Consider the following 13,126-nt stretch of genomic DNA (forward strand, 5'->3'; position numbering starts at 1 on the left):
GGCGGCGGCCTCGTTGGCCTGGGCGATCTTGTAGCCGGGGAAGTTGGAGGAGCCGACGTAGAGGATCTTGCCCTGCTGGACCAGGACGTCGATGGCCTGCCAGATCTCGTCGAAGCCGGTGGCGCGGTCGATGTGGTGGAACTGGTAGAGGTCGATGTGGTCGGTTTGCAGCCGCTTGAGGCTCGCGTCCACGGCCCGCCGGATGTTCACCGCGGACAGCTTGTCGTGGTTGGGCCAGACGGAGGAGTTGTCCGGCGACATGTTGCCGTACACCTTGGTGGCGATGACGACCTTGTCGCGCCGGTCGCCGCCCTTGGCGAACCAGTTGCCGATGATGGACTCGGTACGGCCCTTGTTCTCGCCCCAGCCGTACACGTTGGCGGTGTCGAAGAAGTTGATCCCGGCGTCCAGCGCCGCGTCCATGATCGCGTGACTGTCCGCCTCGTCGGTCTGCGGACCGAAGTTCATCGTGCCGAGAACGAGCCTGCTGACCTTGAGACCCGTGCGTCCGAGCTGTGTGTACTCCATGCTCCCCAACCCAACGTCCTGGAGCGCACTCGAGGCAAGGGCACTTGGCGACGCCGGGGACGGCGGTCAGTCGCGGGGGAACTCGTCGGTCTTGAGGACGAGATCGACGACGGTGCCGGTGAGGTCGATGTCGGTGCCGAAGTCGACTTTCGTCGGATCGGCGTAGTCGCCGTCCTTCGGGTCCGTGTAGACGTGGCACCGGCCCTGGTAGGGGTCGGCGATGACGTAGACGGGGACTCCGGCCTCGGCGTAGGCGGTTCGCTTGGGGCCGTAGTCGTTGGCGGCCGTCCCCTCGGAGATCACCTCCGCGACGAACTGGACGTCCTCGTAGCGCCAATGGCCTCTGTCGTCCTTCTTGGCCGAGTCCCTGAGCAGGGCGACATCGGGGCAGAAGCCGTTCTGGTGGCCCGGGAAGTCGATGCGGACGTCAGAGAAGATCTTGGCCTTCCTCCCGAACCTGTCCTCGATGGCCCAGAAGAACATGCGGATGATCTGCCAGTGAGTGTCCCGCTGTGGCGTCATGAAAACGTTGCCCCCGACGATCTCGACCCTGAACCCTTCGGGGACGGGCATCCGCTCGAGCCGCTCGAACCACTCGTCCAGACGCTCGGCGTTGGTCTCGGCGTCGGCCATCTCGATCCTGTCTTCGAGGACGGTCACGGTCGCGCTCCTCCCCGGCTGTCCACGAACGGGTGCAGCCGCGCGGTACAACGATACGCACGGTGACCAGCTTGCGCCGGAAACCGGTCAGTTTGTTCCGGCCGTGTACGGACGTCCGAATCCCCACGCCTGGTGCATGGCGTCCGCGAAGGTGGCGGCGATCTTGTGTTCGCCGCTCGTGTTCGGGTGGGTGCCGTCGTAGGTGTCCGAGTGGATGTCGTACGTGGGCGGCGGGGACGCCAGCAGCAGGGGGGAGCGCGGCTCGTCCAGGTCGGCGATCGTTTTGGCCAGCAGTTCGTTGAAGAGGGTCACCTGGGCGGCGAAGGGCGGGTCGGCCTCGGCGCGGACGTTCGGTATCACCGGGAGCACGACCATCCGCACGCGCGCGTTGGCCTGCCTGGCCGCCGCCACGAACGCGCGCACGTTCTCCGCCGTCTGCTCGGCGTTGGTGTAGAAGCCCAGGTCGATCAGGCCGAGCGAGACCAGGAGCACGTCGGCGCGGCACTCGCGCACCGCGTCGCCGATCAGCGGGGCCATGTGTCCCCAGCCCTCGCCCCAGCCGGCCAGGTGGGCGCGCGGGAAGGCGGGGTCGGCGTCGGCGTACTCGTTCGACGTGGGGGCGTCCGTCGCCTTGTCGTACAGCGTCTCGCGCGGGCCGACGAGGGTGAACGGGCCGCCGTAGGTGTCACGCAGGTGCTGCCACAGCCGGTAGCGCCACGTGTGTTCGCCCGCGCTGCCGATCGTCATGGAGTCACCGACGGGCATGAACCTGAGCATCCGCTCATGATGGACGATCACGGCCCCGCGTGCGATGTGAGGCCCACCACGCCGAGTGAACCCCGGCCGGGGATGGCAGGCTTGAGGGATGTGCCGACCGCTCGCCCTCCTCGCCGGGGCCCTCCTCGTGAGCGCCTTCGCCGCGCCCGCCACGACCGCCAGTGCAAGCGCCGATGCCGCTGCCGGTGCGAGTGCTGGTTCCGCCGCCCGTGGCGCCCGTGCCGACGGCGTCGGCGGGGACGGCGGCTTCACGATCGAGGACCCCCGGATCAAGGAGTCCAGCGGCCTGGCCGCCTCCCGTCTGCACCCCGGCATCTACTGGACCCACAACGACAGCGGCTACGGCCCCCAGATCTACGCCGTCGACGGCAGGACCGGGAAGACGGTCGCCACGGTCACCCTCAGCGGGATCGGCAAGCCCCGTGACGCCGAGGCCATCTCCATGGGCCCCGGCAACCAGATCTACGTCGGCGACATCGGCGACAACCTGGGCGGCACCTGGCCCTACGTCTGGATCTACAAGCTGCCCGAGCCCAAGGTCCTCAAGGACCAGACGATCCGGGCCACGCAGTACGTGGTGAAGTACTCGGACGGCGCCCGCAACGCCGAGTCCCTGGTCGTGCACCCCAAGACCGGCCGGGTCTACATCATCGACAAGAACGAGAACGGCGGACACCTCTTCGAGGGCCCGGCCCATCTGTCCGCCACGGGCGCCAACATCTTCCGCCCGATCGCCCCGGTCGACCTCTGGGCCACCGACGCCGCCTTCTCACCGGACGGCACCCAGCTCGCCGTGCGCGGCTACTTCGGCGGCATCTACTACGACTGGAACGGCGGCCGGATCAAACGCGAGGGCACCCTCGACGTCCCGCTCCAGGGTCAGGGCGAGTCGGTCACGTACACGATCGACGGCAGGAAGCTGCTCTACGGCAGCGAGGGCGCCGACAGCCCCGTACAGGCCAAGGACGCCCCCGGCGGCGCCGGCGGCGCCAAGTCGCCCTCGGGCGGCGGCGGTTCCCAGGCGTCCGGCGAGAGCGCGAAGCGCGGCGGCGGCCTGGACGGCGGCCTGAAGACGGGCGCGGTGGCCGTGGTCCTCGCGGCCCTCGCGGTCTTCGGCCTACGGCGACTCAGGCGCCGCGGCTGACGGGGCCTCGCCCAAGGGGCACGGCAGGTTTGGACGCGCGCGGTTGGGAGCGCAGGTCACCAGGGCCAGGCAGAGGTAGGCGGGGCGTTCGAGGTGGAACCCCAGCGACACGTCTCCGCCCCACTCGAGCCGTTCGGCGGGTACGGCGACGCCGTGCCGACGGAATTGCCGGATCCTGGTCTTGTCGTCGTGGCGGTGCGGTGAGTTGTCCGCGACGGACCGGCGGCGAACGTGGTGACGTGAAGGCGGGGTGGCTGGGGGCGGTGCAATCGCCCCCAGCCACCCCGCACTTCGCTCGTCCGAGCGGAGAGAGGGCGACTACAGCTTCTCGATGACGTAGTCGACGCACTTCGTCAACGCCTCGACGTCCGCCGGGTCGATCGCCGGGAACATCGCGATGCGGAGCTGGTTGCGGCCGAGCTTGCGGTAGGGCTCGGTGTCGACGATGCCGTTGGCGCGCAGCACCTTGGCGACGGCGGCGGCGTCGATCTCGTCGGAGAAGTCGATCGTGCCGATCACCCGCGAGCGCTTGGCCGGGTCGGCGACGAACGGGGTGGCGTACTTCGACTCCTCCGCCCAGGAGTACAGGCGCGACGAGGAGTCCTTGGTGCGGGCGGTGGCCCAGTCCAGGCCGCCCTGGCCGTTGATCCACTCCAGCTGCTCGTTGAGCAGGAAGAGGGTGGCCAGCGCCGGGGTGTTGTACGTCTGGTTCTTGCGGGAGTTGTCGATCGCCGTGGGCAGGCTGAAGAACTCCGGGATGTGGCGGCCGGACGCGTGGACGCGCTCGGCGCGCTCGATCGCGGCCGGGGAGAACACGCCGATCCACAGGCCGCCGTCGGAGGCGAAGGACTTCTGCGGGGCGAAGTAGTAGACGTCGGTCTCGGCGACGTCGACCGGGAGGCCGCCCGCGCCGGAGGTGGCGTCGACCAGGACCAGGGCGCCCTCGTCGGCGCCGGCCACGCGCTTGATGGGCATGGCGACACCGGTCGAGGTCTCGTTGTGGGTGAAGGCGTACACGTCGACGCCCTCGCGGGCGGCCGGCTCGGGGTGCGTGCCGGGGTCGGCGGAGATGACGTCCGGCTCGGCGAGCCACGGGGCGAGCTTGGAGGCCTTGGCGAACTTCGAGCTGAACTCGCCGAAGGTGAGGTGCTGCGACCTGTTCTCGATCAGGCCGTGCGTCGCGATGTCCCAGAACGCGGTGGAGCCGCCGTTGCCGAGCACGACCTCGTAGCCGTCGGGGAGCCGGAACAACTGGCCGATGCCCTCGCGCACCTTGCCGACCAGGTTCTTGACCGGGGCCTGGCGGTGGGACGTGCCGAGCAGGGACTTGCCCGTCGCGGCGAGGGCGTCCAGCGCCTCCGTCCGCACCTTGGAGGGACCCGCGCCGAAACGGCCGTCCGCGGGCTTGATGTCGTCAGGAATCTGGATCTCAGCCACGAGCCGGAGGGTATCTCTTCGGCGAAACCGGACGGAAACGCGTCCCGTCCGATGAGACGAGTCCCGCCGGACGGCGGCCCTGTCCGGAGCTACGAGCCCTGCCCTCGCCGTCGTCACTGTCAGTGGTCGGATGCATCCTGGACGCATGACCGATCTCTCGAGCGACGGGAACCTCGCGGACCGCGCGAGCCACGCCGACGCCGACGTCGACGCCGACGGCCTGGCGCGTGAGCTTCGCCGGGCCCTGACGGGCGGTGACGTCGACTTCGGCGTCACCGCGCGGGCGCTGGTCACCATGGACGCCTCCAACTACCGGCGGGTCCCGCTGGGCGTGGTGGCGCCGCGGGACGCCGACGACGTGGCGGCCGTGCTGGAGGTGTGCCGCACGCACGGGGTGCCGGTGGTGGCGCGTGGCGGGGGCACGTCGATCGCGGGGCAGGCCACCGGGACGGGAGTCGTCCTGGACTTCACCCGGCACATGGACCGGCTGCTCGCCCTCGACCCGGACGCGCGCACGGCCGTCGTCCAGCCGGGCCTGGTCCTCGACCGGCTCCAGGAGGCCGCCGCCCCGCACGGGCTGCGCTTCGGTCCCGACCCGTCCACGCACAGCCGCTGCACGCTCGGCGGGATGATCGGCAACAACTCCTGCGGCTCCCACTCGGTCGCCTGGGGGACCACCGCGGACAGCGTGCGGGAGCTGTCCGTGGTCACCGCGCGCGGTCGGCGGCTGCGGCTCGGGCAGGGGTGGGCCGGGGCCCCGGACGGGCTGCGCGCGCTGGCGGAGGGGGAGCTGGCGCGGCTGCGGACGGGCTTCCCCGAGCTGCCCCGCCGCATCTCCGGGTACGCGCTGGACGCCCTCCTGCCCGAGAAGGGCGCCGACGTGGCGCGGTCCTTCTGCGGCTCGGAGAGCACCCTGGGCGTGCTGACCGAGGCGGTCGTACGACTGGTGGAGACGCCTCCCGCCCGGGCCCTGGCCGTGCTGGGGTACGCCGACGAGGGCGCCGCGGCCGAGGCGGCGGCCGGACTGCTGCCGCTCGGGCCGCTGACGGTGGAGGGGATGGCCCGGGACCTGGTGCCGTCCGTCTCGGCGGGGCTTCCGCGCGGGGACGCCTGGCTGTTCGTCGAGGCGGGCGGTGACTCGGCGGCCGAGGCACACGCGCGTGCGGAGGGTGTCGTGCGGGCGGCCGAAGCCGTGGACGCGGTGGTGGTCACGGACGCCGTCGCGCAGCGCGCCCTGTGGCGGATCCGGGAGGACGCGAGCGGCACGGCGACACGGATGCCGGACGGCAGCGAGGCGTGGCCCGGCTGGGAGGACTGCGCGGTGCCGCCGGCCCGGCTGGGCGCGTATCTGCGGGACTTCCGGGCCCTGCTGGCCGGGCACGGGCTGCGCGGCACGCCGTACGGGCACTTCGGGGACGGCTGCGTCCACGTCCGCGTCGACTTCGACCTGCTGACCCCGGCCGGGACCGCCCGCTTCCGGCGGTTCTCCGAGGAGCTCGCGGACCTGGTGGTGGCGCACGGGGGTTCGCTCTCCGGGGAGCACGGCGACGGGCAGGCACGCGCCGAACTGCTGCCGAGGATGTACGGGGCCGAGCTGGTCGCCCTGTTCGAGCGGGCCAAGGCGGTGTGGGACCCGGACGACCTGCTCAATCCGGGGATGCTGGTCCGCCCGGCCCCCCTCGACTCGAACCTGCGCTTCTCCGTGCTGCCCCGCGAGCCGGTCGAGGTGGCCTTCGGCTACCCGGCCGACGGCGGGGACTTCGCGGCGGCCGTGCGCCGGTGCGTCGGCGTGGCCAAGTGCCGTACGGTCCACGCCCCGGGCGCGGGCGTGATGTGCCCCTCCTTCCGCGTGACCGGCGCGGAGGAGCACTCCACGCGCGGACGTGCCCGGCTGCTGCACGAGATGCTCGCCGGCGAGGTGATCACCGGCGGCTGGCGGTCCACGGAGGTCCGCGACGCGCTCGACCTGTGCCTGTCCTGCAAGGGCTGCCGCTCCGACTGCCCGGTCGGGGTCGACATGGCCACGTACAAGGCGGAGTTCCTGCACCACCACTACGCCGGCCGGCGCCGCCCGGCCGCGCACTACGCGCTGGGGTGGCTCCCGGTGTGGTTGCGGTGGGTGGCGCGTACCCGGACCGCGCCGGCCGTCAACGCGCTGAGCGCCGCACGGCCGCTCGCGGCAGCGGCCCGGCGGCTGGCCGGGATCGCACCCGAAAGAGGGATACCGCGTCTGGCACCGGAGCCGTTCACCCGCTGGTGGCGCCGGAGGCGGGGGCCGCGCGGGGAGGAGCCCGGCCACCGGGCCGGGACCGGCGGCGCCGGCGGGCTGGTCGTTCTGTGGCCCGACACCTTTACCGAGCACCTGTCACCCGCCGTGGGGCGCGCGGCCGTGCGGGTGCTGGAGGCGGCCGGGCTGCGGGTGGCGCTGCCGCCCACCCTGCGCCTGCGCCGGCCCCCCGTGGGCGACGGCAGGAGCCGGGTCCTCGACCCGGTGTCCGTACTGCGCGGCCGGGGCCGGGTCTGCTGCGGACTGACGTACGTCTCCACCGGCCAGCTCGACCGTGCCCGCGCGGTGCTGCGGCGCACCCTGGACCTGATGGAACCGGTGCTGGAGGCGGGCGCCCCGGTGGTCGTCCTGGAGCCGAGCTGCGCCGCCGCGCTGCGCACCGACCTGCCGGACCTGCTGCCCGGCGACCCGCGCGCACGGCTGCTGGCCGACCGCGTCCTGACCTTCGCCGAGACCCTGGAGCGGCAGGCCCCCGGCTGGCGGCCGCCCCGCCTGGACCGTCCGGTGGCCGGCCAGACCCACTGCCATCAGCACGCCGTACTCGGCGACGCGGCCGACCGGCGACTGCGCGCGGCGGCGGGCCTGACCGGCGAGCTGTCCGGCGGCTGCTGCGGTCTGGCCGGCGACTTCGGCTTCGAGAAGGGCCACTGGGAGGTCTCCACGGCCTGCGCCGAGGAACAGCTCCTGCCGTCGGTCCGCCGGTCCGCCGAGGGCACGGTGATCCTCGCGGACGGCTACTCCTGCCGTACGCAACTGGAGCAGCTGGCGGACGTACGGGGGCGGCACCTGGCGGAGGTGCTGGCGCAGGCGCTCGACGAGGACCCGCGCCCTCCCCGGCGCCAAGGCGGCTGACAGCTTCGCCGGGGAACACCCAGCGCCGTGAACCGATTCCCCGGGCGGCCGGTACGGACGGGCGGCCGGTACGGCCGCCACCCGTACGAGTCGCGGTACGGAACGTACTGAGCCGCCGGGGTCGGAGTCAGTTGTATAAGGGCTTCACGCACCTGACGGCAGTCCATTACCCTGGACGCAGAAGTACACCGCGCTGGACGCGCGCGCCCCGCACCCACTCCCCGAGCCAGCCCTGGACCGCCCCGTGAGCACCCCCAGCACCTCCCGCGCCGCCGCCCCCTCCTCGCCGGCCCCGGCCGCCGCGGTACCGGACCCCGCGCCCGCGTCCGCGCCCCCGTCCGGCGGGCCGGGCCGTTTCGGCTCCCTGGGGCCCGTGGGCCTGGTGCTGGCGGGCGGGCTGTCGGTGCAGTTCGGCGGCGCGCTGGCCGTGACGCTGATGCCGAGGGCGGGCGCACTGGGCGTCGTCACCCTGCGGTTGCTGGTCGCGGCGATCGTCCTGCTGCTGGTCTGCAGGCCGCGGCTGCGCGGCCACTCGCGCGCCGACTGGGGCACGGTCGTCGTCTTCGGCATCGCGATGGCCGCGATGAACGGCCTCTTCTACCAGTCCGTCGCCCGCATCCCGCTCGGCCCGGCGGTCACACTGGAGGTGCTCGGCCCGCTGGCCCTGTCGGTCGTGGCCTCCCGCCGCGCGCTCAACCTCGTCTGGGCGGGGCTCGCCCTGGCGGGTGTCTTCCTGCTGAGCGGCGGCGGCTTCGGCAGCCTGAACGCCGCCGGTGTGGCCTTCGCGCTGGGCGCGGGCGCGATGTGGGCGGCGTACATCGTCTTCAGCGCGCGCACCGGCCGGCGCTTCCCGCAGGCCGACGGGCTGGCGCTGGCGATGGCGGTCGGCGCGGTGCTGTTCATGCCGCTGGGCATCGTGGAGTCGGGTGTGAAACTCGCCGACCCGGTGACGTTCGGGCTCGGCGCGGCGGTGGCGGTGCTGTCCTCCGTACTGCCGTACACCCTCGAACTGCTCGCCCTGCGCCGCCTGCCCGCCTCCACCTTCGCCGTCATGATGAGTCTGGAGCCGGCCATCGCCGCCACCGCCGGTTTCCTGGTCCTCGGCCAAACCCTCACCTCGACCCAGGCCGTCGCCATCGCCCTGGTCATCGCGGCCAGCATGGGCGCGGTACGCACCCAGGTGGGCCGGGGGAAGCGGCCGCTGCCGCCGGTGGACGCCTGAGCTCCGAGCTCACCGGAGGGCGCGGCGCACCGGCGCCACGCCGCCCTCCATAAATTCATGCAAGCACGCTTGATTGTTTTTTACGGCGCTGCCATGCTCCCCCCATGTCCGATCCGACGCCCGTCTACGACGATCTGCGCGAGGAAAGCGACGAACTCGACCGGCTGGTGGCCGGTCTGGACGCCGGGCAGTGGGCGCTGGCCACGCCCGCCGCCGGCTGGAGCGTCGCCCACCAGATCGCCCACCTCGCCTGGACCGACCGGTCCGCGCTCCTCGCCGTGACCGACCGGGAGGGCTTCGGCGCCCTGGTGGAACAGGCGATCACCGCGCCGGACTCCTTCGTCGACCAGGGCGCCGACGAGGGTGCCCGGCTCCCTCCCGCCGAACTGCTGGCGCGCTGGCGTGAGGGGCGCGCAGCGCTCGACGGGGCGCTGCGCGCGGCACCGGCCGGCGCCCGCTTCCCCTGGTACGGGCCACCGATGTCGGGCGCCTCCATGGCCACCGGGCGCCTGATGGAGACCTGGGCGCACGGCCAGGACGTGGCGGACGCGCTGGGTGTGGTCCGCACACCCACCGACCGGCTCCGGCATGTGGTGCGCATCGGGGTGCGGGCGCGGAACTTCGCCTTCCAGGCCCGCGGACTGCCCGTGCCCACCGAGGAGTTCCGTGTGGAGGTCCACGCTCCTTCAGGGGAGCTGTGGGCGTACGGCCCCGAGGACGCGGCGCAGCGGGTGACCGGGCCCGCCCTCGACTTCTGTCTCCTGGTCACCCAGCGCGCCCACCGCGCCGACCTGGCCGTGCGCGCCGAGGGCTCCGACGCCGACCGCTGGCTCGACATCGCACAGGCCTTCGCGGGACCGCCCGGCACCGGACGCGCACCGAAGCCGGGCGGCGGCGCCGGGCAGGAGGCGGCCCGATGACCGGGAGTCCCGCGCGCCCCCTGCGCATCGGCAACGCCTCCGGCTTCTACGGCGACCGCTTCGACGCCATGCGCGAAATGCTCACCGGCGGCGAGCTGGACGTGCTCACCGGCGACTACCTCGCCGAGCTGACCATGCTCATCCTCGGCCGGGACCGGCTGAAGGACCCGGCCGCCGGATACGCCCGCACCTTCCTGCGCCAGCTCGAGGAGTGCCTGGGCATCGCGCACGAGCGGGGCGTGCGGATCGTCGCCAACGCCGGCGGGCTCAACCCCGCCGGGCTGGCCGAGCGGGTGCGGGAACTCGCCGGACGGCTCGGCATCCCGGTGCGCGTGGCCCATGTCGAGGGCGACGACCTCCGTGCCCGCCACCCGGACAGCCTCGCCGCCCACGCCTACCTCGGCGGCTTCGGCATCGCCGAGTGCCTGCGCGCGGGCGCCGACGTGGTCGTCACCGGACGGGTGACGGACGCGGCGCTGGTCACCGGGCCCGCGGCCGCCCACTTCGGCTGGCGGCCCGGGGAGTACGACCGGCTCGCGGGCGCCGTCGTCGCCGGGCATGTGCTGGAGTGCGGGGCGCAGGCCACCGGCGGCAACTACGCCTTCTTCGCCGACCATGCCCTGGACCGGCTGCGCCGTCCCGGCTTCCCGCTCGCCGAGATCCACGCCGACGGCACCTCGGTCATCACCAAGCACCCCGGCACCGGCGGTGTCGTGGACACCGGCACGGTGACCGCGCAGCTGCTGTACGAGACGGCGGGTGCCCGGTACGCGGGGCCGGACGTGACGGCCCGGCTGGACACCGTACGGCTCACCCAGGACGGGCCCGACCGGGTGCGGATCGAAGGGGTGCGCGGGGAGGCCCCGCCGCCCGTCCTGAAGGTCGGCCTCAACCGCCTCGGCGGCTTCCGCAACGAGGTCACCTTCGTCCTCACCGGGCTCGACGTCGAACGCAAGGCCGAGCTCGTGCGCCGGCAGATGCAGGACGCGCTCGGCGCCGCCAAGTCCGCCCCGGACGAGGTCCGCTGGGACCTGGTGCGCACCGACCGGCCCGACGCCGACACCGAGGAGAGGGCGAGCGCGCTGCTCCGGCTGGTCGTGCGGGACCGGGAGGCCGAACCCGTGGGGCGGGCGTTCAGCGGGGCCGCGGTGGAGCTGGCGCTGGCCGGCTATCCCGGCTTCCACGTCCTGGCACCGCCCGGCAAGGGCGCGCCCTACGGCGTCTTCGAGCCCGACTACGTCCCGCAGGACGCGGTGGAGCATGTGGCCGTCCTCCACGACGGCAGGCGTATCGCCGTGCCCCCGGCGCCGGACGCGCGCGTACTGGAGGAGGTGCCCGGGCCGCCGCTGCCCGCGCCGCTGCCGCCCGGGCCGACGCGCCGTGCCCCGCTCGGGCTGGTCGCCGGGGCGCGCAGCGGGGACAAGGGCGGGGACGCCAACGTGGGCGTGTGGGTGCGCTCGGATGACGCCTGGCGGTGGCTGGCACACGAGCTGACCGCCGACCGCTTTCGCGAGCTGATCCCCGAGAGCCGCGCGCTGCCCGTCACCCGGCACGTGCTGCCGGATCTGCGCGCGCTCAACTTCGTCGCCGGGGGGATCCTCGGCGAGGGCGTCGCCGCCCAGTACCGCTTCGATCCGCAGGCCAAGGCGCTCGGCGAATGGCTGCGCTCCCGCCACCTGGACATCCCGGAGGCCCTCCTGTGACGGTCCTTGACTCCGCCCTGGACACCGGCTCCCCCGACTACCGGGCCAACCGCGAGGCCATGCTCGCCCGGCTCGCCGAACTGGACGCCGAGCACGCCAAGGCACTCGCGGGCGGCGGCCCGAAGTACGTCGAACGGCACCGGCGGCGCGGCAAGCTGCTCGCCCGCGAGCGCGTCGAGCTGCTGCTCGACCCCGACACGCCCTTCCTGGAGCTGTCGCCGCTGGCGGCCTGGGGCAGCGACTACGCGGTCGGCGCCTCGCTGGTCACCGGCATCGGCGTCGTCGAGGGCGTGGAGTGCCTGATCACCGCCAACGACCCGACCGTGCGCGGCGGGGCCAGCAACCCGTGGAGCCTGAAGAAGGCGCTGCGGGCCAACGACATCGCGCTCGCCAACCGGCTGCCCTGCATCAGTCTGGTGGAGTCCGGAGGGGCCGATCTGCCGTCCCAGAAGGAGATCTTCATCCCCGGGGGCGCCATCTTCCGCGATCTGACCCGGCTTTCGGCGGCCGGCATCCCGACCGTCGCCGTCGTCTTCGGCAACTCCACCGCGGGCGGCGCCTACGTCCCCGGCATGTCCGACCACGTGATCATGGTCAAGGAGCGCGCCAAGGTGTTCCTCGGCGGGCCGCCGCTGGTGAAGATGGCGACCGGGGAGGAGAGCGACGACGAGTCCCTGGGCGGCGCGGAGATGCACGCGCGCGTGTCGGGACTCGCCGACTACTTCGCCGTGGACGAACGGGACGCGCTGAGGCAGGCACGCCGGGTCGTCGCCCGTCTCAACCACCGCAAGGCCCATCCCGATCCCCCCTTCGCGAAGCCGCCCAAATACGACAACGAGGAGCTGCTGGGCATCGTTCCCGGCGATCTGAAGATCCCCTTCGACCCCCGCGAGGTGATCGCCCGGATCGTCGACGCCTCCGACTTCGACGAGTTCAAGCCGCTGTACGGCACCAGCCTGACCACCGGCTGGGCCACCCTGCACGGCTATCCGGTGGGCATCCTCGCCAACGCCCAGGGCGTGCTGTTCAGCGAGGAGTCGCAGAAGGCGGCCCAGTTCATCCAGCTCGCCAACCAGCGCGACATCCCGCTGCTGTTCCTGCACAACACCACCGGTTACATGGTCGGCCGCGAGTATGAGCAGGGCGGCATCATCAAGCACGGCGCGATGATGATCAACGCCGTCAGCAACTCCCGCGTGCCGCACCTGTCGGTGCTCATGGGCGCGTCGTACGGCGCCGGGCACTACGGCATGTGCGGGCGGGCCTACGACCCGCGCTTCCTGTTCGCCTGGCCGAGCGCCAAGTCGGCCGTCATGGGGCCGCAGCAGCTCGCGGGCGTGCTGTCGATCGTGGCCCGCCAGTCGGCGGCGGCCAAGGGACAGCCGTACGACGACGAGGCGGACGCGGCGCTGCGCGCCATGGTGGAGCAGCAGATCGAGTCCGAGTCGCTGCCGATGTTCCTGTCCGGGCGGCTGTACGACGACGGCGTCATCGACCCGCGCGACACCCGCACCGTGCTCGGCCTGTGCCTGTCGGCCGTCCACACCGCCCCCTGCGAGGGCGCCCGCGGCGGCTTCGGCGTCTTCCGGATGTGAG

The 13,126-nt window shown here is 73.0% G+C and carries 10 protein-coding genes; 6 read left to right on the top strand and 4 right to left on the bottom strand.

Annotated features, from left to right (window positions below; all coding sequences use genetic code 11):
* The 3 genes from IE249_RS37705 to IE249_RS18335 form a co-directional block, all read right to left on the bottom strand.
* Window positions 1-528: aldo/keto reductase (locus tag IE249_RS37705; protein WP_229858768.1), on the bottom strand; the 528-nt coding region annotated here is incomplete at its 3' end.
* Window positions 529-594: 66 nt separating this feature from the next.
* The gene (locus IE249_RS18330) at window positions 595-1,188 is read right to left on the bottom strand and encodes a Uma2 family endonuclease (RefSeq protein ID WP_189705903.1); all 594 of its coding nucleotides are present in this window, start codon (window positions 1,186-1,188) and stop codon (window positions 595-597) included.
* 87 nt (window positions 1,189-1,275) lie between these two features.
* A complete protein-coding gene (locus IE249_RS18335) occupies window positions 1,276-1,965 on the bottom strand; it encodes an SGNH/GDSL hydrolase family protein (RefSeq protein ID WP_189705904.1) in 690 nt (229 codons plus the stop codon).
* A gap of 88 nt (window positions 1,966-2,053) precedes the next feature.
* Between IE249_RS18335 and IE249_RS18340 the strand changes: the two genes are divergently transcribed.
* Entirely contained in the window at window positions 2,054-3,109 is a 1,056-nt protein-coding gene (locus IE249_RS18340; protein WP_189705906.1) for a WD40 repeat domain-containing protein, read from the top strand.
* 318 nt (window positions 3,110-3,427) lie between these two features.
* Here IE249_RS18340 and serC read toward each other — a convergent pair whose 3' ends face one another.
* Window positions 3,428-4,546: a phosphoserine transaminase gene (gene serC, locus IE249_RS18345; RefSeq protein WP_189705907.1), complete on the bottom strand. Its 1,119-nt coding sequence runs from the start codon at window positions 4,544-4,546 to the stop codon at window positions 3,428-3,430.
* Between the two features lie 145 nt (window positions 4,547-4,691).
* Here serC and IE249_RS18350 point away from each other — a divergent pair, with 145 nt between their 5' ends.
* The 5 genes from IE249_RS18350 to IE249_RS18370 all read left to right on the top strand — a co-directional run bounded on the left by IE249_RS18350 (window position 4,692) and on the right by IE249_RS18370 (window position 13,125).
* Window positions 4,692-7,685: an FAD-binding and (Fe-S)-binding domain-containing protein gene (locus IE249_RS18350; protein ID WP_189705908.1), complete on the top strand. Its 2,994-nt coding sequence runs from the start codon at window positions 4,692-4,694 to the stop codon at window positions 7,683-7,685.
* A 244-nt stretch (window positions 7,686-7,929) separates the two neighbouring features.
* Window positions 7,930-8,907 (top strand): EamA family transporter, encoded by a 978-nt coding sequence (locus IE249_RS18355; RefSeq protein ID WP_189705909.1) that lies wholly within the window; start codon window positions 7,930-7,932, stop codon window positions 8,905-8,907.
* Window positions 8,908-9,011: 104 nt separating this feature from the next.
* Window positions 9,012-9,827 carry a TIGR03084 family metal-binding protein gene (locus IE249_RS18360; RefSeq protein ID WP_189705910.1) on the top strand — a complete coding sequence of 272 codons (816 nt, stop codon included), beginning with the start codon at window positions 9,012-9,014 and terminating at the stop codon, window positions 9,825-9,827.
* Window positions 9,824-11,530 carry an acyclic terpene utilization AtuA family protein gene (locus IE249_RS18365; RefSeq protein ID WP_189705911.1) on the top strand — a complete coding sequence of 569 codons (1,707 nt, stop codon included), beginning with the start codon at window positions 9,824-9,826 and terminating at the stop codon, window positions 11,528-11,530. Before IE249_RS18360 ends, IE249_RS18365 begins: the two co-directional genes overlap by 4 nt.
* The gene (locus IE249_RS18370) at window positions 11,527-13,125 is read left to right on the top strand and encodes an acyl-CoA carboxylase subunit beta (RefSeq protein ID WP_189705912.1); all 1,599 of its coding nucleotides are present in this window, start codon (window positions 11,527-11,529) and stop codon (window positions 13,123-13,125) included. Before IE249_RS18365 ends, IE249_RS18370 begins: the two co-directional genes overlap by 4 nt.
* Window position 13,126 lies beyond the last annotated feature (1 nt).

Origin of the sequence: Streptomyces anandii JCM 4720 (assembly GCF_014650655.1) — a bacterium.
Lineage (GTDB): Bacteria > Actinomycetota > Actinomycetes > Streptomycetales > Streptomycetaceae > Streptomyces > Streptomyces anandii.

Bases quoted from the DNA above. Each gene is read 5' to 3' on its own strand.
- IE249_RS18335 (WP_189705904.1), bottom strand. From the start codon at position 1,965: ATGCTCAGGTTCATGCCCGTCGGTGACTCCATGACGATCGGCAGCGCG.
- IE249_RS18350 (WP_189705908.1), top strand. From the start codon at position 4,692: ATGACCGATCTCTCGAGCGACGGGAACCTCGCGGACCGCGCGAGCCAC.
- IE249_RS18340 (WP_189705906.1), top strand. From the start codon at position 2,054: ATGTGCCGACCGCTCGCCCTCCTCGCCGGGGCCCTCCTCGTGAGCGCC.
- IE249_RS18360 (WP_189705910.1), top strand. From the start codon at position 9,012: ATGTCCGATCCGACGCCCGTCTACGACGATCTGCGCGAGGAAAGCGAC.
- IE249_RS18365 (WP_189705911.1), top strand. From the start codon at position 9,824: ATGACCGGGAGTCCCGCGCGCCCCCTGCGCATCGGCAACGCCTCCGGC.